19 protein-coding genes are annotated in these 22732 nt (G+C 42.1%); 3 read left to right on the top strand and 16 right to left on the bottom strand.

Features of this window, described 5'->3' with window-relative positions:
* The first annotated feature begins 37 nt into the window (after positions 1-37).
* Positions 38-2206: an endonuclease MutS2 gene (locus tag EZL74_RS08695; RefSeq protein WP_131476222.1), complete on the top strand. Its 2169-nt coding sequence runs from the start codon at positions 38-40 to the stop codon at positions 2204-2206.
* Positions 2207-2218: 12 nt separating this feature from the next.
* Positions 2219-2635: a thiol-disulfide oxidoreductase DCC family protein gene (locus EZL74_RS08690; RefSeq protein WP_131476221.1), complete on the top strand. Its 417-nt coding sequence runs from the start codon at positions 2219-2221 to the stop codon at positions 2633-2635.
* A gap of 51 nt (positions 2636-2686) precedes the next feature.
* On the opposite strand, the gene EZL74_RS08685 is transcribed toward EZL74_RS08690, so the two are convergent.
* The 4 genes from EZL74_RS08685 to aroC form a co-directional block, all read right to left on the bottom strand.
* A complete protein-coding gene (locus EZL74_RS08685) occupies positions 2687-4177 on the bottom strand; it encodes a T9SS type A sorting domain-containing protein (protein ID WP_131476220.1) in 1491 nt (496 codons plus the stop codon).
* A 204-nt stretch (positions 4178-4381) separates the two neighbouring features.
* Positions 4382-5854, bottom strand: coding sequence for a T9SS-dependent choice-of-anchor J family protein (locus EZL74_RS08680; protein ID WP_131476219.1), 1473 nt, complete (start codon positions 5852-5854; stop codon positions 4382-4384).
* Positions 5855-5921: 67 nt separating this feature from the next.
* The gene (locus tag EZL74_RS08675; RefSeq protein ID WP_131476218.1) at positions 5922-7178 is read right to left on the bottom strand and encodes a dicarboxylate/amino acid:cation symporter; all 1257 of its coding nucleotides are present in this window, start codon (positions 7176-7178) and stop codon (positions 5922-5924) included.
* Between the two features lie 64 nt (positions 7179-7242).
* Entirely contained in the window at positions 7243-8310 is a 1068-nt protein-coding gene (gene aroC / locus EZL74_RS08670; protein ID WP_131476217.1) for a chorismate synthase, read from the bottom strand.
* Between the two features lie 247 nt (positions 8311-8557).
* Here aroC and EZL74_RS08665 point away from each other — a divergent pair, with 247 nt between their 5' ends.
* Positions 8558-9055, top strand: a complete 498-nt coding sequence (locus tag EZL74_RS08665; protein ID WP_131476216.1) for a hypothetical protein — start codon at positions 8558-8560, stop codon at positions 9053-9055.
* Between the two features lie 56 nt (positions 9056-9111).
* On the opposite strand, the gene EZL74_RS08660 is transcribed toward EZL74_RS08665, so the two are convergent.
* From EZL74_RS08660 to EZL74_RS08605, 12 genes are all read right to left on the bottom strand, one after another.
* On the bottom strand, positions 9112-9537 hold the full coding sequence (locus tag EZL74_RS08660) for a hypothetical protein (protein ID WP_131476215.1): 426 nt from the start codon (positions 9535-9537) through the stop codon (positions 9112-9114).
* A complete protein-coding gene (gene bshA / locus EZL74_RS08655; protein WP_131476214.1) occupies positions 9538-10674 on the bottom strand; it encodes an N-acetyl-alpha-D-glucosaminyl L-malate synthase BshA in 1137 nt (378 codons plus the stop codon).
* 67 nt (positions 10675-10741) lie between these two features.
* On the bottom strand, positions 10742-13744 hold the full coding sequence (locus EZL74_RS08650) for a glycoside hydrolase family 3 N-terminal domain-containing protein (protein WP_131476213.1): 3003 nt from the start codon (positions 13742-13744) through the stop codon (positions 10742-10744).
* Positions 13745-13754: 10 nt separating this feature from the next.
* Positions 13755-14237: an ABC transporter ATPase gene (locus tag EZL74_RS08645; RefSeq protein WP_131476212.1), complete on the bottom strand. Its 483-nt coding sequence runs from the start codon at positions 14235-14237 to the stop codon at positions 13755-13757.
* Positions 14238-14262: 25 nt separating this feature from the next.
* Entirely contained in the window at positions 14263-15327 is a 1065-nt protein-coding gene (locus EZL74_RS08640; protein WP_131476211.1) for an alginate O-acetyltransferase AlgX-related protein, read from the bottom strand.
* Positions 15328-15329: 2 nt separating this feature from the next.
* Complete coding sequence (locus EZL74_RS08635; RefSeq protein ID WP_131476210.1) at positions 15330-16766, bottom strand: MBOAT family O-acyltransferase; 1437 nt, start codon at positions 16764-16766, stop codon at positions 15330-15332.
* A 114-nt stretch (positions 16767-16880) separates the two neighbouring features.
* Positions 16881-17642: a phosphatase PAP2 family protein gene (locus EZL74_RS08630; protein ID WP_131476209.1), complete on the bottom strand. Its 762-nt coding sequence runs from the start codon at positions 17640-17642 to the stop codon at positions 16881-16883.
* Positions 17643-17653: 11 nt separating this feature from the next.
* The gene (locus EZL74_RS08625; RefSeq protein ID WP_131476208.1) at positions 17654-18445 is read right to left on the bottom strand and encodes a (Fe-S)-binding protein; all 792 of its coding nucleotides are present in this window, start codon (positions 18443-18445) and stop codon (positions 17654-17656) included.
* Between the two features lie 84 nt (positions 18446-18529).
* Entirely contained in the window at positions 18530-18976 is a 447-nt protein-coding gene (locus tag EZL74_RS08620) for an LNS2 domain-containing protein (RefSeq protein ID WP_131476207.1), read from the bottom strand.
* 122 nt (positions 18977-19098) lie between these two features.
* The gene (locus tag EZL74_RS08615; protein WP_131476206.1) at positions 19099-20397 is read right to left on the bottom strand and encodes a (Fe-S)-binding protein; all 1299 of its coding nucleotides are present in this window, start codon (positions 20395-20397) and stop codon (positions 19099-19101) included.
* 10 nt (positions 20398-20407) lie between these two features.
* On the bottom strand, positions 20408-21364 hold the full coding sequence (locus tag EZL74_RS08610) for an MlaD family protein (RefSeq protein WP_131476205.1): 957 nt from the start codon (positions 21362-21364) through the stop codon (positions 20408-20410).
* Between the two features lie 51 nt (positions 21365-21415).
* Entirely contained in the window at positions 21416-22612 is a 1197-nt protein-coding gene (locus EZL74_RS08605) for an N-acetylmuramoyl-L-alanine amidase family protein (protein WP_131476204.1), read from the bottom strand.
* Positions 22613-22732: the final 120 nt, after the last annotated feature.

Here is a 22732-nt window from a genome sequence, read left to right as displayed (position 1 = left end):
TTATCCTTTGTAACTTTGAACCAAAGACAGCGATTTAATGATTTCGATTACAGATAAAACACTACAGGATTTAGAGTTCAATACCGTTTTGCAAACCATTTCAGACCGATGCAATACTGAAATAGGCAAACAAAAAGCGTTGGAAATAACGCCTTTTAAGAACAAAGAACAGTTGATGGAAGTGCTGTTGCAAACTTCTGAATACCTTTCATCCTTTACCAACAACAATGCTATTCCTAACCACGGTTTCGATTCCATTACCAACGACATCAAATTTCTGGCAATTGAAGACAGCTTTTTAGAAGTAGGCAGTTTCAGAAAAATAGCCACTCTTTCGGAGACGGTAAATGTATTGCTGTTGTTCCTGAAAAAATTTGCGGATTATTATCCCAAATTGAACGCCAGGGCGAACCAAGTGGAATACACCAAATTCCTCATCCAAAAAATTGACGAGGTAATCGATAAATACGGCGAAATAAAAGACAATGCCTCTCCTGATTTGATTAACATCCGTCGCGACATGAATTTGGTGCGAGGTAAAGTCAACCAAAGTTTCGGGCAGGCTTTGAGTCAGTACAACGGGCTGGGATATTTGGATGAAATAAAAGAAAGCATCGTTGAAAACCGAAGGGTGTTAGCGGTTTTGGCTATGTATCGAAGAAAAGTAAAAGGGAGTATTCTGGGCAGTTCCAAAACCGGAAGCATTGCCTATATAGAACCCGAGGCAACATTGCGCTATTCGCGTGAATTAAATAATCTGGAATACGAAGAACGCGAGGAGATAACCCGAATCCTAAAGAAACTCTCCAACGAAATAAGACCGTACACCGACTTGCTCAAACAGTATCAGGATTTTCTAAGTGATGTGGATGTAGTGGCGGCAAAAGCCAAATATGCACATAAAATAAACGCCATTTTACCCAATATCATCGAAGAAAAACGGTTATATTTCAGAGATGCCTTTCATCCTATCCTGTTTTTAAACAATAGCGAAAAGAAAGAAAAAACATTTCCGCAAACCATAGAGCTCAGCAATCAAAACCGGATTATAGTCATTTCGGGACCCAATGCCGGCGGAAAAACAATTTCGTTAAAAACCGTAGGCTTGTTACAACTCATGCTGCAATCAGGTATCCTGATACCGGTACACGAGCGCAGTGAGACATTTCTGTTCGATAGGATACTGACCGATATTGGCGATAATCAATCGATAGAAAATCACCTGAGCACCTATAGTTATCGATTGAAAAACATGAATTATTTTTTAAAGAAATGCAATGCCAAAACCTTATTCCTGATTGATGAATTCGGTACCGGTTCAGATCCCGAGTTGGGCGGAGCCCTGGCAGAAACATTTCTGGAAGAGTTTTACCATCGCGAAGCTTTTGGCATCATCACGACCCATTATTCTAACTTGAAAATTTTGGCCAATGAACTCCCATGTGCCAGCAATGCCAACATGCTTTTTGACGAAAAGTCACTCGAACCGATGTACAAACTAATTCTAGGTCAGGCCGGTAGTTCTTTCACCTTTGAGGTGGCACAAAAAAACGGAATCCCTTACGGATTAATCAACAGAGCCAAGAAGAAAATTGAAGGTGGTAAAGTGCGTTTTGACAAAACAATTGCTACCCTGCAAAAAGAGCGCTCCAAATTGGAAAAAACCTCTCAAATTCTGAAAGAAGAAGAAAGCAAAGCCCGAGAGGAAAGCAAAAGAATGGAAACCATCAACGAAAAAATACAGGAAAAACTGGAACGCTATCAGGAACTGTACGATGCCAATCAACGCCTGATTTATATGGGACAAAAATTAGATGATATTTCGGAGAAGTATTTCAACAACAAAGACAAAAAAGCATTAATCGGCGAATTCTTAAAAATGGTGGAAATCGAAAATTCTAAGCGTAAAAAAGCCACTGTCAAAGAGAAAAAAGAGAAAGAGATCATTCAGAAAAAAGTCATTGAAGAAGTCAAAATAAAAGTAGAAGAAATCCGAAAGGTCAAAAAAGAAAAGAAAGCCAAAGCCCAAAAACAGGAGGCCGAAAAACCAAAAGTAGTTTTAAAAGTTGGCGATCGGGTTCGCATGACAGATGGAAAATCAGTAGGGACTATTGATAAAATTGAAAAAAACAAGGCAGTGGTCAACTATGGAATTTTTACTTCTACGGTAAGTTTGGACACTTTAGAATTTGTACAGGCAAAGTAATCCCTCATGACAATGGAAGAACTACCAAAAGATAAAAAAATAATTCTCTTTGATGGAGTTTGTCTACTTTGCGATAAAGCCGTTCAGTCTATCATTAAGCGCGACAAAAAAGATGTATTCCGCTTTGTTTCTTTACAATCCGATTTAGGAAAAAAAATCACGACACACATTGGGGTCGACACCACAAAGACTGACAGCCTTGTTCTGTACGAGCCCGGAAAAGCCTATTACCTGAAGTCGCAGGCGGTTTTAAGAATAGCGCAAGAACTGGGAGGGATTTATATTTTATTCGGAGTATTTTCAATTTTGCCCAAAGGGCTCCTCAATACCCTTTACGATTACGTGGCCAAAAACAGATACAAATGGTATGGTCAAAAGACCTCTTGTATCTTACCCGACACTGAAAACAAAACTAAATTTTTAACATAAAAAAACGACTAAGTTTCCTTAGTCGTTTTTCTATATCTAAAAAGGGATAAATTATTGTCTTACCACTTTTTTAACTGCAGAACCTTGGTCTGTTTTGATTCTCATCATGTAAACACCTGTTGCTAAGTCAGCAATTGAAACCTGACCGTTAGTAGCGTTGATGTTTTGAGTTTTAACAACTCTACCATTCAAATCTGTCATTTCAATAGTGCTGATGATTGCATTTACATCGTTAGAAACATTAACAATGTTGCTTGATGGATTTGGATATACATTCAATTTAGAAGCTAAGAAGCTTTTTGTTGACAATACAGAAGAAATATCCAAAGTATCGAAGAACATAAATGTTTGTGCACCGGCTGGTGAATTATTGTTAAATCCAATGTAGTAGATACCGTCAGCAGGAGCTGTCCAAGTAGCTGTTTGATCTTCATAAGCAGCGGCAGAAGAAGCTGTGATATTTGCAATTACAGTAGTCTGAGCAGAAGCGATTTGATCTGCACCTACAGTTACATTCATAGTCATGTTAGCAGGTGTAGCCGTAGCATACAAACGGGTTTTGAAGTTTACTGTAACTTCCTCTCCTGCAGACAATGCTAATGCTCTTGAATAGGCCCATCTGTTAGAAACAGCGGTAGTACTGTTAGCTGTATACATTGATGTACCTGCTCCACCGTCAGCATAATTAGCCGGGGTTGAAGTAGCTGATGTATAAATTGGTGTGAATCCAATAAATCCGTCAGTATAATTTTTAGTATCATCTTCAAAATCATTGAAGTAAGGAAGTGGCACTGCTAAATATCCGTAGTAAGGACCTTGCCAAGCACTTTGAGTAGCTCCACAGTTGGATCTTACAAAATATCTGAAGTTCAATGAATCCGGCAAACCTGATAAATCTGCTTGCGTGTAAGTTGTAGTACCGGCTGGAACGTTAACTATAGTACCTGTACCGGCAGCATCAGTATTATTGATACTCCAGTCTACGTCGTACGATGACGGAGCTCCGATGGCATTGTTCCAATATAAACTGGCAGAGTTTGTTGTGTAACTATCCGGTAAGTAGAAATCAGCTGCACCCGGACGGATACAAGAAGCTGCTGTAAAGTTAAATGAGAATTGGAAACCGGCTGTTGACCATCTGCTGTCCCACTGAATGTAGTAAGTAGTACCTGCAGCTACCGGAACAGTAATAGAAGATCTGTAATCCTGAGTAGCTTCATTAACGTCATCATTTGAATCTACACAAGTCAAAGCAGCACAAGTTCCTTTCATAACTGAAATTCTGGTATCAGTAGTAGCAACTGGGTTGGCAGCTAAATTAGATGAAATTGTCATCTCTCCATTAGAAGCAGGGGTATATTTCCACCACATCGCTTTGATACCTGTTGTACTTGCCAAACAAGATGCAACATAAGTACCCGTAAGTGTAGGACAAGTGAAAGTCCCGTTTGCTGTAATGTTAACCGCAGTGGCACAAGTTGCCTGAGAATACGCGCTAACACCTACAACAAACATAAAACATGAAAGTAATAGTTTTTTCATAAAATTATATTTTTTTTGATTTAAAGGTCAAATTTAATAAACTTCTTTAAATATAAAAGAAATTTAGATAACTTTTTACCAATTAACCTTGTTATAAACTACTAAAAGGTAAAATGATTTATCTTTTAAAAAAAATGACTTGAGTTAATACGAATAACCTTAAAATAATCTAAAAATTGGCTACTCCTTCTTACAGTCTTTCAGCTAATCTTTAACCATTTTACATGTAGTCTTCCCTTCTCTACTGCTTATTTTCAAAATATAGATTCCTTTAGCCAAATCAGATGCTGAAAACTGTTGTTGTTGCTCTGAAGGGGTAAATACTTTAACAATTCTTCCGTTTAAATCAATTATTTCAATGTTTTCAATTGCTACACTGCTTTGCGACAAGACCGTAAATACCTCATGAGTCGGATTAGGATAAACCACCGCATTGGTCAAAGCATGACCATTAGTGGCAAGCATAGTAGAAGAAAAATTAACAGTATCCAAACGAAGAGTGGCAGTGGCCGCCGCCGCTGTTTTATCATTAAAAGCAAAATAATAAACTCCGCTTTGAGGCGCTGTCCAAACCGGAGCCGAAACTTGGGTGTAGGTGTTATTTATTAAATTAGAATTTGACCAAACTACTGTGTTCTGTGCTGCTGCCGTATTATCAGAGCCAACGGTTAGCCTCAAATTTCTGGAAGTCAGACAACGGGTCCAAAAGGATACTGTAACGGCTTCACCCGCTTGTAAAAACAAAGGCGGGGTAAACAGCCAATTGTCCATATCACCGGTAGTTCCGGTATTAAAAATCCAGAATTTAGTAGGCGACTGTGATTGAGAGGATAAGGTACCTAAACCGTATGCTCCGTTTCCGTTGCCACTCGAAGTCCAGCCCGCAAACTGCTCATCGGTGTCAAAACCACTGTAATACGGACATCCTTTTGCCATGATTAATTTGTTTACCGGTGTCCAAGCACTGAAATTAGTATCATCACACCCACTTCTGATGTAATAATCGTAAATGGTTCCGGCTTCTAAACCTGCTAAAATAACCGAATTCGTACCCGAAGACACTACCGTTCCGGTACCGGGTGTAAATCCGGCTACTCCGTATTCAATTTCATATTGTGAAGGATTACTCAACGAAGCTTCCCAATGCAAGGTAGCGGTGGTGTCCGTCAAATTTGTCGGGGCATTCACCGTATAAACTTTTAAACAACTTACAGGGGTGTAAGTAAAATTGAAATCAAAGCCCGAATTATCAAAATAACTGTCCCATTGAATGAAATAAGTTACCCCCGACAACACCGGAAAAGTAAGCGTTGATAAATAGACCGTGTTCGAGGTATCGTCATTGCTTTTATAACAAATCAGATTGGAACAGCTACCGGTAAAAACACTAAGCCGGGTATCGGTACTGTTCGGAATTACGTTCTGTGGTAAATTAGAGGTGATGGTCACCTCTCCGTTGGCATTGGGAGTAAAGGTATACCATATTCCATACAAGGGATCCCCGTTGCTGTCAACTGTATCGCTGAAACAACCTGCGGCGTAAATCCCATCTATGGTATTGGGGGTAGATACGAGTCCGTTCTCGATAATTGGGACAGCATCAGTAGCACAATCAAACTGTGCGTTGGCAGTAAAACATCCCAAAAATAGAACTAAGTACAGTAGTGTTTTTTTCATAAAAATACCGATTAAATAAATGGCTCTTCAAAGCAAATTTAAAGCAGTATTTCAAATATCAAAATTTTTAACTGTCTTTTTCCCAGTTGCCTACCACCGATGTAGCCAAAGCATTTCCTAAAACATTGGTCGCACTTCTGAACATATCGCAAAAATGGTCTATCGGCAAAATCAGCGCTATCCCTTCAACCGGAATTTTAAACATCCCGCAAGTGGCCGCCACTACTACCAAACTGGCTCTCGGTACTCCGGCTATTCCCTTGCTGGTTAACATCAAAACCAACAGCATCGTCATCTGGGTTCCGGTGTCTAAATGTACCCCATAGACCTGTGCAATAAAAATACTGGCAAAAGTCATATACATCATACTTCCGTCTAAATTGAAAGAATATCCTAACGGCAACATAAACGATACTATTTTGTCTTTGATTCCAAAACGTTCCAATTCTTCTGTCAATTTAGGAAATACAGCCTCACTACTAGTCGTTCCGAAAGCAATCACCAGCGGACCCACAATTCGTTTCAGCAAAGCAGTCATGTGATTTTTCAGAAAAATATATCCTATTACCAATAAGAATAACCACAACGAACCGATTCCGACCAAAAAAGAACTGAAAAACTTGGCATAAGTTACCAGCAATTCATTCACGTCTTTGATGGCAAATACACCCGCTATCGCACCAAAAACGCCTACAGGGGCAAACTTCATTACATAGTTTACCATTTTCAAAACAATGTGCGAGGTTTTATCCAGGGCATTCACCACCGGTTTGGCATGAGCTCCTATCGATGCTGCTGCCAAACCAAAGAAAATAGAAAAAATGACAATCTGTAAAATTTCATTAGTCGCCATAGCCTCTACTATACTTTTCGGAATGATGTGCTCCACAAAGTTCTGGGCTGAAAAACCTTCAGTCTTTTGAGTAACCTCGGTTGCGGTTGTTAAATCGACATTGCCCAGTTTCAAACCCACTCCAGGCTGCAGCGTATTTACCCAAAACATTCCAATCAAAAGGGAAACCAGGGAAGCCGAAAAAAACCAAATCAGTGCCTTCCCTCCTATTCTTCCCACGGCTTTGATATCTCCCAATTTGGCAATTCCCACCACCAAAGTGGTAAATACCAAAGGCGAAATAATCATTTGCACCAATCGGATGAAGATGGTTGCCAGCATTTTTATTTTATCGCTGAAGCTTTTGGCATCTTCCACTGCATAATTATTATGGATGTATATACCGAGTAGAGCCCCGCACAGCATGGCAATTACAATTTGAACGGTAAGATTGGAAAAGAAGGATTTCTTGGAAACTGCTGTTGTAGTCATATGGTTTTAGTTACTGTATCGTATTTTAAATTATCGTAGCTGCGTAATGCAAACGGAAATCATCCTAATGATTTTGATAGATTTTGTTGATTAAATAAAAATCGGCCAATACTAAGGCGGCCATAGCTTCAACTATAGGAACCGCTCTGGGCACTACACAGGGATCGTGTCGGCCTTTGCCCTGTTGCTCTATAAGAGTATTTTGGTTGGTCAGTACCTCTTGCTTTTGCAACAAGGTAGCCACGGGTTTAAAAGCAACCCGAAAATAAATATCCATACCGTTTGAAATACCGCCCTGAATACCGCCGGAAAGATTGGTTTTGGTTGTCCCGTCTTCGTTAAACGAATCGTTATGCTCACTGCCTTTCATACGGGCTCCGCAAAAGCCACTGCCAAATTCAAAGCCTTTTACTGCATTGATAGACAACATAGCCTTGCCCAATTCGGCATGAAGTTTATCAAATACCGGTTCTCCCAGCCCTATAGGTACATTTTGTATCACGCAGGTTACGGTCCCTCCCACAGTATCTCCCTGTTTGCGTATCTCTTTGATATAATCTTCCATTTTTTGGGCAGTTGCCGCGTCAGGACAACGCACAGCATTGCTTTCGGTCAACGAAAAATCCAAAGCCTGATAGGGTTTATCTATAAAAATTTCTCCTACCGAAGAAACAAAAGCATTGATTTTTATATCGGGCAGTATTTGCCTGGCTACAGCCCCTGCTACTACTCTGCATGCCGTTTCACGGGCTGAACTCCTCCCGCCTCCGCGATAATCGCGCAGACCGTATTTTTTTTCATATACATAATCGGCATGACTCGGACGGTAGGTATCTTTAATATGAGAGTAATCGTCTGACTTTTGATTGGTATTGGGAATGAGGAAACCTATGGGAGTTCCGGTGGTTCTGCCTTCAAAAATTCCGGAGAGGAACTGCACTTCATCGTCTTCTTTGCGTTGGCTTACGATGCTCGACTGTCCGGGTTTTCTACGTTGCATTTCCTTTCGGATAGCTTCAAAATCGAGCGATATTCCGGCTGGGCAACCATCTATGATTCCGCCTAAAGCGTCTCCGTGTGATTCACCAAAAGTGGTCAGTCTGAAAAGGGTTCCGTAACTATTTCCGGCCATGGTAAATTATTTTTATCCTTTGTTACAGGGCCAGTAAGGCCTAGGGTTAACAAATATAGTTTATTGAAATTAGTTGGCGAAATTTGTTTGAATTTTATTTAATCCCTCAAAATAGAAATTCTGTAACTTTTACTAAAGATTATGTAAAAACCTATTACCTTTATGTCCTATCTTTGTTTTAGTAGAATTGCTACTACAAATTCAATTTTACAACATTCATTTAAAAACAAAAATTAATTCAGTAATTATGAAAAAATTATTTCTAAGTGCCTTTATGCTAGTAGGATTAGCAACGGCGCAAGCTCAGGACATTTCGAAGAATGCTTTAGGTTTACGTTTAGGAGACAATGATGGCTTTGGAGGTGAGATCTCATACCAAAGAGGATTGTCAAAAAACAACCGTTTAGAATTTGATTTAGGTTGGCGCAACAGCAAACATGTAGATGCTATGAAATTAGTTGGATTGTACCAATGGGTGTGGGATATTGACAAAGGCTTCAACTGGTATGCCGGTGTAGGTGCCGGTTTGGGTAGCTGGAGATATGATTATGCCGGTGTAAGCGAAAGCGGTTCCATCATCCTGGCTGCCGGTGATATCGGTATCGAGTACAACTTTGCCGAAGTACCGTTACAGTTGTCATTGGATTTCCGACCTGAGTTTTACTTAAACAACAGTGGCGATAACAAATTCCGTGAAGATAACTTCGGGCCGGATATTGCTTTGGGCATCCGTTACCGATTCTAATCTGAAAACCATAACATCAAAAATCCCGTCAGAGTTTTATTCCTGACGGGATTTTTTTATTTGATGACAATCGTTTTCTTTGAGTTCACTTTGAGAATGGTATACGGATAGGCTGTATTCTCATCGGTCTGTGTCGGATCAAGATTCTTCTGGGTATCTTTAATCTGTATTTCTATTTGAGTGGGCGTTTCCACAACCTTTTCTATCTTGATGCGGTTGTAGGGCTCCTTGGTAGGCCCTGCGTTCAGAATCACAAAACTACTGTTAGTCGTATCGCCTTTGTGAATCAGCTTCCGCAGCGTTTCATCACCCAACAGCATCATGATCTCTTTGGGTTCGGTCAGGATTTCGTAAAATTTGATATTGGCTCCTCCGTCATTATTCACGACCAATACCTCATACAAGGGCTTCTTTACCGGCGCTTTGGTTGAAGAACAGGAATACAAAAAAATCAGGGTCAGGAACAGCAGTACTTTTTTCATTTACTTACTTTTAGCGTTGATGGCTTCTTCATATAATGATTCATAGAGTGGCAATATGTTTTTGATATCAAATCGCTCCGCTACTTTCAGGGCGTTAGCTTTAAATTTATTCAATTCAGTCTCATCGGTCAAAATCTTAAGAGCATTCTGAGCCATGCCATCTACATCGCCTACATTACTCAGGTAGCCCGAAACCCCGTCAAAATTCACCTCCGGTAAACCACCCGAGTTACTCGAAATTACAGGCACACTCCAGGCCATGGCTTCCAAGGCTGCCAAACCAAAACTCTCCGTTTCTGAAGGCAGTAAAAACAAATCGGAGTACGACAAGATTTGATCTATTTCGTGGCTGTTGCCAAAAAAGATAACCTTATCCTGAATCCCAAGTTCTTCACACAACTGCTCTGCTTTTTCTTTTTCAGGTCCGTCGCCCACCATCATCAGCTTAGCCGGAAGCTGTTGCTGAATTTTATCAAAAATCCGAATGATGTCCGGTATGCGTTTTACTTTTCTGAAGTTACTGATGTGAGTGATGATGCGCTCCTCTCGTTTGGCCATCACTGAGCGCTGACACGAAATGAGCTTCTCATTCCTGTTCTTATCCAATTCAATAAAGTTCGGAATCACATGAATATCCTTTTTGATGTTGAAATGGCGATAGGTATCGTCTTTTAAACTTTGGGAAACCGATGTAACTACATCCGATTCGTTGATGCTGAAGGTTACCGCAGTTTTATACACCGGATGGTTGCCCACCAAAGTGATATCGGTTCCGTGAAGCGTTGTAACCATAGGAATGTTGATACCCTCGCTTTTCAACATCTGCTTGGCCATATAACCGGCATACGCGTGGGGTATAGCATAATGCACGTGTAGTAATTCAATTTTATGCAGTTTCACCATATCCACCAATTTGCTCGATAGTGCCAACTCATAGGGCTGATAATGAAACAACGGATATTCGGGAACAATTACCTCGTGGTAATGCACATTCGGATTCAACAAAGCCAACCGCACGGGCTGACGATAAGTGATGAAATGTATTTCATGACCGCGATGGGCTAACTCAAGTCCTAACTCCGTGGCTACAACTCCACTTCCTCCGAAGGTGGGATAGCATACAATAGCTATTTTCATAATAGAATTTTAGTGCCACGAAATTAAGAAAAATAGCAACGGAAATTGGCAAAAAAAGAGTTAAAGATTATGGGGCGATAATAGCCTCCTGAATCACACGCTGAATGTCTTCACGTATGTTTTCCTTAGAAAAGGTATTGGCCGCATTCGAATCGGGATACGTTCGGTTGGACAACAAAACGTAAACAATTTCGGTTTGCGGGTCGGCCCAGGCTATCGTTCCGGTAAAACCGGTATGCCCAAAACTCGACATCGACACACAGCCACAGGTAGGGCCACCGCCACTGAGTTGCGGTTTATCAAATCCCAATCCCCGGCGATTGCCCTCGGCACAGTACCAACATTTATTGAAATCATCAAAGGTAGACTCCGAAAAAAAGCATTGCCCTCCGTAAGTTCCCTTTTGTAAATACAGCTGCATCATCTTGGCCACATCCATGGCATTAGAGAAGATTCCGGCATGACCGCCTACCCCCCCTTCCATAGCAGCCTCCATATCGTGTACATATCCTTGCACGGTAGTGTGTCGGAAATAAGTATCGATTTCGGTCGGCACCACCACGCTTTTATCAAATTTTTGCAACGGATTGTACAGTGTATTACTCATCCCCAACAATTTGAAAAATTGGGTATCGGCCAGTTCGTCTAACTTTCTACCGGTTATTTTCTCCAGATACTGCTTCAGTATAATGAACGTAAAATCGCTGTAACGGTATTCTTTTTTGTCAATCAACGGACTGTTGATGATTTTTTTCATGATGGTATCGTGGTAATCGTCGCGCAGGAATAAACTATCCGATACTCTTTTGGTAAAGCCTTCGGTGTATACTTTGCGGTAGTACTTTTGCATCGGCATTTTAGCCGAATCCAAAGTGGCTTTGTAAAACGGAATCCACGCCTGCATTCTTCCATAGTGCGACAACAACTCCTTAAAGGTAATCTGCTGTTTGTTTGAACCTTTAAACTGTGGCAACATTTCCCCCAAAGTGGTTTCTAAAGTCACCTCTTTCTGATCGTAAACCTGCATCACATTGGGCAAGGTGGCTATGATTTTGGTCAGAGAAGCCACATCGTACAAATCAGTATTTTTTACTTTTATATTGTCCTCATACGTTTTGGTGCCAAAGGATTTTTGGTAAATGACTTTTCCCTTTCGGGCCACCAAAACCTGCATGCCCGGAGCCATCTTGCGGTCGATTGCCTTTTGCGCATAGGTTTCTATTTGCTTCAGTTTTTCCGAACTCATCCCAACGTTCTCTGGTTTGGCAAAGCCCAGTCGGTCAATTTTTTCTATAGACAACCCATCGCCTGCTTTGTATTTGCTGTTGATGGAAACCGGTAGTTTCCCTTTTGAGGTAATGGCTCCAAACAACAATTCGGCCGAAACTTCCTGAGCAATATCGCCGTTTTGATACGAAACCACCACGCCTTCTATCTCGTCGAAGTTCAGAATTCGGGAAAGCGAATACGGTTTGGCAAAACAATCTAAAATCACTTTCTTTTTGGCCGCCAAGGAGTCAATCAACTGCAATTCGGGTACCATCAGCTCGGGTGATTTCCACCAGCTTTTATCCGATTTGTGGTAACCGATGATTACGGTCTCATAATCGGCCAGTTTCACCAACAACGAATCAATGTTGGCATCGGCGACTTCGGTAACATCGGCATACTTTTTCAGGGTTGTTACAAAAGCACTGTTGGTATCATCACCCATTTTAACATAAGCAATTTTCTGATTCAGGTTTCTGATGGGTAACACATTGTCATTTTTAACCACCGTAACCGCATTTTCGTACAGTTCGTATTGCAACGCTTCGTTGGTAACCGGATTCAGATCATTAAATAAATTGGCGCTTTCCACGGGGCGGTATTTGTTCAACCCGGCTTTAAACTTGTAACGCAATATTTTTTTAACCGACTCCGCCAAACGTGCTTCCGAAATCAGGCTGTCCTGATAAGCCATACAAATTTTTTCTACGGCCAACGGTACATTTTCGGCAAAAAGCAAGATGTCATTTCCTGCCCTAAAGGCTTCTAAATCGATATCGCCCGGCTTCTTGAAATTACTGGCTCCTTTCATGTTGAGTGCATCGGTAAATATCAAACCGTCGAAGCCCAACTCGTTCTTAAGGACATCGGTAACCACATGATACGAAATCGACGTAGGGTATCCCTCACGCGGCTCCAGACTCGGCACGCTCAAATGCGCCACCATAACCGAAACCAAACCTTCATCAAACATACGTTTATAGGGGTAAAGCTCTACCTTTTCCAAATGCTCCAAAGAAGCGCTTACCAAAGGCAACGTGCTGTGGGAATCCGTCGAAGTATCGCCGTGACCAGGGAAGTGCTTACCGGTTGAAAAAATTCCCTGACTCTGAACCCCGTTCATCAGGGCTATGGCATGCTCGGTCACATTCACTTTGTTTTCTCCAAAAGAACGGTAGCCGATGATAGGGTTTTTCGGATTGGTATTAATGTCTAAAACAGGAGCAAAATTAAAGTGTACCCCCATTCGTTTGGTTTCTTTAGCCATACTGTTACCAACTTTTTCTATCAATTTTAAATCCCGGATAGCCCCCAACGTCATGTTGAACGGATAACGGAAGGTAGAGTCCAAACGCATGCTCATCCCCCATTCGGCATCAATACCGATGAACAAAGGCACTTTGGCTTTAGATTGATATAAATTGGTCAGACGGACCTGACGCATCGGACCGCCCTGAAAGAAAATCAGCCCGCCTATTTTGTAATCGCGAACCAATTTCTGAATGGCATTGGTATGTACCGTATCTTTATTGGAATAAGCGGCCACCATAAACAACTGCCCCACCTTTTCTTCAAAAGTCATCTGTTGGTAAATGCTGTCTACCCAACGGGTTTCGGCATCGGTAACCGGAAAAAAGTTCTTTCTTTCAGATTTGAGATGCGGCACATAATCTTCTTCCTCACCGGCAAAATCGGCCTTGGGCAACACTACCGGATACGAAGTATTTTTGACCGATGCACAATTCGTAACCAATACCGCCAATGCGGTCCACACCCCTATTCTGAATAAAAACTTTTTCATGTATACGCTATTAAAAAAAACGACTGTGCCAACTGTCAGCGGCAGGAACTTCCCAACTTTCGTTAAACTCCTCTATGGTATTCACCAAATTGTTAAAAACAATCGTATTGGCCGTAACGGCTTTTTCTTTGGCCATGCGCTTAAAATCAATCAGCGGTTTGTGAGCAATGTGCTCCCCGTTTTTAAAGGTAACATTCATTTTATCCAACAAATCCACCTGATACTTCTGCTCCAACTTCTGAATGAAAGATACCGAGGCATCAATAGAACAGCCGGTAGCCTGCTGCACATCCTGGTTGACGGCCAAAATAATAAATCGGTTGTATTTCAACAAATAGGATGCCTCCAGTCCGGTACCGTGGGCCGACCAGTTTTCGACAAACGTTTGCAAATCGCTTTCAATCTCGGCCATTTCTGCATCCGAAAACTTGCGATTCGATTGGTAAATCCAAATTCTGGATTCTCCGGGTAAACTGTCAAAAGGAACAAACATATTAGTATTTTTTTTAGTTAGTATTTTACTTTTTCAATAATTGCCCGTCCGTAATATAGCGGTGGAGCACTTTAGCTACCAGTCCCGTTGCATTTGAATTCCAGTGGGTATCATCCAAATGGTACAAATAGCGCGACTGGGTTTGGCGGTACTCATTGTACAGTTGTATGGTATTCAGAGCCGCCACATTTCGGGCTTTCAAAACCGAGTCTAATGTAAGCAAATATTCGGGTTGTTTTACAAAAGGGACCTTCTCAAAATAAACCGTTTCTTTGTTGGGCATGGGCAAAAACATAAATCGGATTCCGCGCTGCTCACAATACTTTTTATACGACAAAAGCACGTCTGCCTCTTGCATCAAATCGCCCGGTCGATGTCCGTCTTTAATTCCGTTCAGGAAAAACATATTGGACCCGTCTGCCGCAGGTATGCCCTGTCCCTTGACATGATTGATTCTCGATTGTAACCACTTGATAGAATACTGTTTAAAAGCCTTATCCAAATACACATTCAGGTTGCCGAAACCAAGCATCGTCTTAATCGCATTTTTAAGCGTTGAGTGCTGTTCGGGTCTGAAAAGAACAATCGGTTCGGGAACGTTGCGCTCCACCATCGAAAAAATCAACAGCTTTGGTTTTTGAAGAATCCCCATAGTAAGGTAACGGTCAAATTCCGACATCGAACTGGGCGACATGTTGTAAATTGTCACTTTACCGTCAAACACCGCTCCCAATTTAGCCGCCAGCGTTTGATCCTGACTCAAACTGGTACCCTGCATAAACGAATCGCCCACGATAACGATATCCGGGTCGAAAGCAAAGTGTTCGTTGCGGAACCCCCATTCGTCGGTTTTCCAAACTTCTTCTTTATACACCTGATAAGGGGTGTGATGACACAAGTCGCCAACGGCCTGCATCTTCGAATCGATATGCGGGTAATAACTGGCCGCATGCGGAATTTTGGTCACAAAACAAATAGCCTCACTGTTCCGGTGCGTAAAAGCGGTAACCGGTAAAAGAGCTTCGGCTATGCCCCATAGAAGTATGGGTAACACCAGAAATAACGCTATTTTATGTAAAAACCGCTTCATGCTTAAAATTGAAAATAAATAAACTGCTGACTGTTGCCGTTAAACACTACAATCATCAAAATCAGCATATAGTAAAATGCATAGCGGACAGCTTTGGGTTTTTGAAGTCCCAGAGTAGCTATGGCGTATTGCTGTTGCCGTCCCATCCATTCAATAGCAAGGAAAAACAGCACCAGTAAAATCTGCAATTTCGGAAATACTTCCGGCAGGGTAAACAGTGAACCCGAAAACATAGTGCCTACAAAATGAAAAGCGCCGCTAACCGTTTCCGAACGGAAAAATACCCAGGCCAAAACTGTCAGTGTAAAAGTAACCAACATCGACAGCAATTCTTTAACCGTTGGAAACACACGACCGGTGGCTACTATATCCAGATTGTTCCGGTGTGTATTGAACAATATAGACGGCATGATGTAAAGCGCATTCAGCAACCCCCAAATGATAAAGGTCCAGTTCGCGCCGTGCCAAAATCCGCTCACCAAAAAGATGATAAAAGTATTCCTCACTTTGGTAGTCGTATCACCTCTGCTTCCTCCCAGCGGTATATACAAATAATCCCGAAACCAGGTAGAGAGCGAGATGTGCCAACGACGCCAAAATTCGGCTATATCTCTCGAAAAATACGGAAAGGCAAAATTGCGCAGCAGGTCAATTCCAAAAAGTCGGGCCGTACCCAAAGCAATATCGGAATAACCCGAAAAATCGCCGTAAATCTGAAAGGCAAACAATACCGCCCCTACCCAAAGGGTACTGCCGGAATACTCACCCGAATGATTAAAAATCAGGTTCACATATTTGGCACACTGATCGGCTATGACTATTTTTTTGAACAATCCCCACAAAATCTGTTTCAATCCATCCACCGCTTGGGCGTAATCAAAGATTCTTGGTTTCTGAATTTGCGGCAACAAATGGGTCGCTCTCTCAATAGGGCCCGCTACGAGCAAAGGGAAAAAGCTAACAAAAACCGAATAGTCAATAAAACTCTTTTCCGCCTTTATCTTGTTGTTGTAAATGTCAATCACATACGACAATCCGTGGAAAGTATAAAACGAAATCCCCACCGGTAGTATTATTTTCAGAGTCCAGGTATCAACGTGAAACCCTAAATTCGCTACCGCTTCGGCAAACGATTCCGCAAAAAAGTTGTAGTATTTAAAAAAGCCTAAAAAGCCCAAATTGATGGACACACTCAACCACAGCCAAAACTTCTTAGCTCCGCGGCTTTGGGCTTCAGACATCTTCAATCCGGTATAATAGTCGAGTACGGTAGAAAAAATCAACAAAAACAAAAAACGCCAATCCCAACAAGCGTAGAAAAAATAACTCGAAACGAGCAGTAAAAGGTTTTGATTTCTGAGGTTTTTTTGGGTTACAAACCAATACAGAAAGAATACTATCGGTAAAAACAGGGCAAAACTAATCGAGTTAAAAAGCATTCTTATGGTATTTTTTTAGCATTTCAAAAACTGCTTCACTAAAAACAGCTTTCAAACCCACTCCTATTTTTTACTATTCTTATACTAATTCTTTTCGTGTCAATCCCCTCAGGATTAAAAGGTTTTCACAAAACCAAAGCCCGTATTCCGTCCGTCGTGAAACGGCAGGACAACAGCACCGGTTTTTTTGGAATCCTTTTTGGTAAACCATTTACTGGTTATGGGATAGAGCCAGTATCCGGCTTTGGCACTCAATATTCCTATACCCGCTCCGGCTACCACATCAGTGAGCCAGTGTCGGTTGTTGTACATTCTGAATATCCCGGTTCCGGTGGCAACCACATAGCCCGAAATACCGTACCAAACGGACTCGTGTTTGTATTCCTGCATCATCAATTCCGCTCCCATAAACGCGGTGGCCGTGTGCCCCGAAGGAAACGAGTTGTAACTGCTGCCGTCCGGTCTTTGCACTGAGGCCGTTTGTTTGAACGTATTGACCGTAAGTCCCATCAAAATATATGACGTAGCCAATATGATGGTTTTATCTTTAGTGCTGTTTTTACTCGGCACCCCCAAAGCGGATAAACCGTAAATGGAAGCCATCGGAAGGTATTGTGAAAAATCGTCTACGGTAATCTTCTTATCGATATGCTCCGTTACCTCCTCGTTGATCCCCAAATTGAACGACTTGATTTGTTCACTTTCAAGACCTATAATTCCGTAACCTATTAAAACACTCGGAATGATAAACTGCTTGAATTTTAGGGGCAACTGCACCTCTTTTTGGGGTGGCAAAGTATCCTGAGTCACCTCACTGTGCTGCTGAGCCGTCAGTTGAAAAGCTAAAAACAAAAACCAAACAACAAAACGATTCATGGTACACTTTTTTATAAATCCTGGGCGTTGGCAATCAACTCAGCCACATCCATCACTTTTACATCTCCCTCTCTTTCTTTGGCTTTTACGCCATCCGTCATCATGGTATTGCAAAACGGGCATCCGGCGGCAATAATGTGGGCTTGGGTTTCCAAAGCATCTTCGGTGCGTTCTACGTTGATGTCTTTGTTCCCGTTTTCGGGTTCTTTAAACATCTGCGCTCCACCTGCCCCACAACACAAACCGTTGGCACGCGAACGTTTCATTTCTACTAATTCGGCATCCAGTTTCTGTATCAGGTCCCGTGGGGCTTCGTATACGTTATTGGCGCGTCCTAAATAACAAGGGTCGTGAAACGTAATGCGTTTTCCTTTAAACTGTCCGCCTTCTATGGTCAGCCTTCCGGCATCCAACATCGATTTCAGGAATTCCGTATGGTGCACTACTTCATAAGTACCGCCCAATTCGGGGTATTCATTTTTTAAAGTATTAAAACAATGCGGACAGGCTGTTACAATCTTTTTAGCCTCATACGCATTCAATACCTCGATATTCATCATGGCCTGCATCTGAAACAAAAATTCATTACCCGCTCTTTTAGCTGGGTCACCGGTACAGCTTTCTTCGGTTCCTAAAACCGCAAACTCCACATTGGCGCGATTCAAAATACGCACAAAGGCTTTGGTGATTTTTTTAGCTCTGTCGTCAAAGCTGCCGGCACAACCTACCCAAAATAATACTTCGGGTTGCTTGCCTTGAGCCATCATTTCGGCCATTGTTGGCACATGTAATACTTCTGACATCTTTTTTAGATTTTTGGATTTTTGGATTCTCGGATTATCAGAGTTTTTTTTTGTCTGACAATCTAAAAATCTAACTATCTATTCTTACTCGTGGTGTTCGTCATCAAACACCTGTATCGTAACTTCTTTTTCTACCAAATCGGTAAATTTTCCACGGTAACGGGTGGCTTTCACCAAGTGGTTGTCAATCCAGTGGTAATTCCCGCCTCGGGGTTTCCCGAATAGTATGCCGTGGTATTTAAACCCGTGCTTTTTCAACCATATTTCGGTGTACTCCCTGTGAGCTTCCGTTCTCGAAGTGAAGAAAAAAATGATATGCCCTTCGTCGTACCATTTGTTCAGAGTGGCCAGTGCATCGGGGTACACCTCTGCGGTCAACATACGCTCCGGTTCTTCATTCGGAATGTCGTCACAAACCGTTCCGTCAATATCGATTAAATAATTCTTGATGCCCTCGGGTAAAACCGGACTCAAATGCTGTCCGTTTTGCGTGATGCTTTGCAGTTTTTTGTCAATGTCTTCCGCTTTCATTTCAGTACTTTTTAGAGTTTTCCAATGCATTTGACAAATTCTCAAGCCTCACATAAAGAGAATTCATCTGTATATTCAATTTTATCTTTATCAGGTATCGTTCAACTAACGGGGTTGAATCCTTATTCGTTTTTCCAGTTCAATCGGTCCTGTTGGTTGTACTGCCAAGGAGCCCCATTGTTTTCAATATTGGTCATCATGGCGTTCAGCGATTGAGGGGCGGCACTCTGTTCCATCACCAGGTAACGTCTCATATCCATAATGATAGACAACGGGCTGATGTTTACCGGACACTCCTCTACACAGGCATTACAAGACGTACAGGCCCATAACTCCTCCGGAGTAATGTAATCGTTCAACAACGACTTGTTATCCGGTACAAAAACGCCTTTATTGGCATCTATATTGCGGCCCACTTCTTCCAAACGGTCACGGGTATCCATCATAATCTTGCGCGGCGACAGTTTTTTACCGGTTTGATTGGCCGGGCACGACGAGGTACAACGACCGCACTCGGTACAGGTGTAAGCGTTGAGCAACTGCACCCAATTCAAATCCTGTACATCCGAAGCTCCAAACTTAACCGGAGCCGCATCAGCCGGTGGTGCCGCAAACGGATCCGCATTAGGGTCCATCATCAGTTTCACCTCTTTGGTTACACTTTCCAAATTATCAAACTTGCCTTTGGCATTCAAATCGGCAAAATAGGTATTGGGGAACGCCAATAAAATATGCAGGTGTTTTGAATAGTACAAATAGTTTAGGAAAATCAATATCCCAACAATGTGCAGCCACCAGGCGGTACGCTCAATGGCTTCCACCATGGCAATATCGGCATTGTGAAATAACGGCGTCAGGTATTGCGAAATTACATTACCCGAATTCAGCATCTGAAAATGCAAATCAGTAGCATTCATAATCAGGAACAACGACATCAACACCATTTCAAAATACAAAATCGTATCGGCATCGCGCTTAGGAGCTCCGGTCAAATCGGGATTGGCAAATCGCTTCAGGCGAATCACATTTCTTCGCATCCAGAAAATGATAACCGCTACCAGCACCAGCACCGCCAATACTTCAAACGAACCTATCAGAAACCCGTAAAATCCGCCCAAAAAGGAAAAGATACGGTGCGTTCCGAAAAGCCCGTCGATGATGATTTCCAACACCTCCAGGTTGATGATGATGAATCCGGCATACACTATGATGTGCAGCAAACCGGCCACCGGGCGTTTTACCATTTTTGACTGCCCCAAAGCAATCATCGCCATATTTTTCCAACGGGCCGAAGGATTATCCGAACGGTTTACATCGTGACCCAATTGAATGTTACGGGTAAGCCTTTTCACGTTTCGGGCAAAAAAACCAATTCCGGCAGTAAGAAGAATGGCAAATAGTATGTTGTCAATATACATCATGGCTAGTTGTTTATTTTTTAAGAGTATCGTTTACCGGTGCTTTGTAGGGTTTGTTTTTCTTTCCGAAGAGCGAAACATTGATGTAACGCGTAGGGTTCAAACGCAAATCCTGCAGCAACAGTTCTAATTCTTTTGAAGTTTTGGTAAAGTTGGTATACAGGGCCTCATCTTTAGCCAGTTTACCCAAAGTACCTTTACCGGCTTGTACATCTGCCATGATTTTATCTACACTGGCCAATGTTTTTTCCAATTTCTTAACGGTACTTCCCAGATTGATCTTGGCAATCGAATCCGAAATTTTAGCAAAATTACCCGTCGCTTTGTCAAAATTGGTCATGGTATTGTTAATCTTACCTTTATTCTCCGCCAACATACCGTTTACGTTTTGGGAGGCCGCCTTAAACTCAATCAGAGTAGCATCCAAACTGGCAATGCTGTTTTTCAGGTGCTCGCTTGTTTTGGCGTCTAATATCGAATTCACATTTTTCAGCAGCTCATCAGCCGATACAACCATTTTCTCTACTTTTTCCTGTAGCGGTGTCAAACGCTCAGCTACCAAAGCCGTAAGTCCCGGTTTATTTTCACCCTTAAGCGTCATCCCCGATTCGGCCACAGACGGATCTTCAAAATTAGGAACAATCATGATTTGTTTCCCGCCAATCAGTCCCGGTTCATAGATAGAAGCCACACTCGATTTCGAAAACGGAAAATCAGATTTAATCTGCAGCTCTACTCTTATCTTTCCGGTACGATCCAGAAAATCTATTTTGGTCACTTTCCCTACTACCAGTCCGTTTATGGTAATAGGTGCCGAACTCTGAAGCCCTTCTACATTGTCGTACTGCACATAGAACGTTTTGTAGTTCGCAAACAAATCTCTTCCTTTTAAGAAACTGTACCCCCAAATAAATAATAAAATAGAAGCAATAACCAGTATCGCCGTCTTAATCTCTCTAGTGATTTTCAATGTCAATTGTTTTTTGGGCAAAGTTAAAATAAAATCCTAAACTCTTTGTCATTATTGCTTTAATGCTTCCTGTACCGAAACTTTTTTGCCGTTTTTGAAGGCAATGATAAAAGCCGAAGTAAACCCTTTGCCCTTGGCTTCCGCCAACAACTTCTTAGCTTCTTCATAGCTGCCGGTATCGCCGTACATGTATTTGAACAAGGCTCCTTCCGAAGTTACCGATATAGCATTCAGCCCTTTAAAGTTGCTGGCTACCGGCTCAATTTTTTTACCGCTGGCCGACAACTGCACTTTAAACGTCGCCACTCCGGTAGCGGCTTCGGTCTTAGGTTCTTCTTTAGGTTCGGGCTTTTTCACTTCCGGTTTTTTTACTTCCGGTTGCTTGGCTGTTGCTTTAGGTGCCGTGGTGGTATCCACCGTTTTACCGCCTTTTTCTTTCTCCAATCGCTGAGAAGGCTTGATGATTTCGTCAGCCGCTCCGGTACCGAAATATTCTTTTTTATAGTTGATGATGGCATTGGCAATGGCCTCGGCAATTTCCTGCTGCCCTTCCTCGGAGTCTAACTTAGCCCCTTCGGCCGGATTGGAAATAAACCCCATTTCAATCAGTACTCTGGGCATATAGGCTTTGTGCAACACCATGTACGGAGCCTGTTTTACCCCGCGGCTTTTCTTGCCCAAATCGTCTATAAAGTGATTCTGAATTTTACCCGCCAAAGCAATACTCTGGTCCAGGTACAACTCCTGCGACAACACCATGGCACCAAAAGATTCCGGCGATTTCGGGTCAAAGCCCTCGTATTTTTGTTTGTAGTCTTTCTCTAACGTAATAACGGAGTTCTCGCGCTTCGCCGCTTCGAGGTTAGACGCGTTTTTGGACATCCCCATCACATAAGTCTCCGAACCCGAAGCCGCCGTATTCACATTGGCATTACAGTGAATCGAGACAAAAATATCCGCATTGGCGCGGTTGGCAATGTTGGCGCGTTCCACCAAATCAATAAACTGATCCGTCTTGCGGGTGTAGATAACATCAATACCCGGATTTTTCTCTAAGAGCCTGCCCACTTTCAGCACCACGGCCAGCGTGATGTTTTTTTCTATGTAAGGCATACGGATGGCCCCGTAATCGTGATCTCCGTGACCTGCATCCAAAGCCACTTTGAATTTTGATTGCCCAAACGCATTCAGGCTGAGCCCGAACAATGCCATACCCAAAAGAACTTTGCTGTACTTTGTAATTTCCATAGAATCTAAAAGTTAATTATAATTAAAACCGAAAGGTTATAAATCTAATATTTCGTTATTTTTGACCGAAAATATTGTTTAAGTTTGCCGCGTCAAAAACCAAGCCATATTTCTACAAAA

This window comes from Flavobacterium silvisoli (assembly GCF_004329815.1).
GTDB lineage: Bacteria > Bacteroidota > Bacteroidia > Flavobacteriales > Flavobacteriaceae > Flavobacterium > Flavobacterium silvisoli.
Note: the sequence above shows the minus strand (reverse complement) of the source record. Positions and strands in the feature narration are given on the sequence as shown.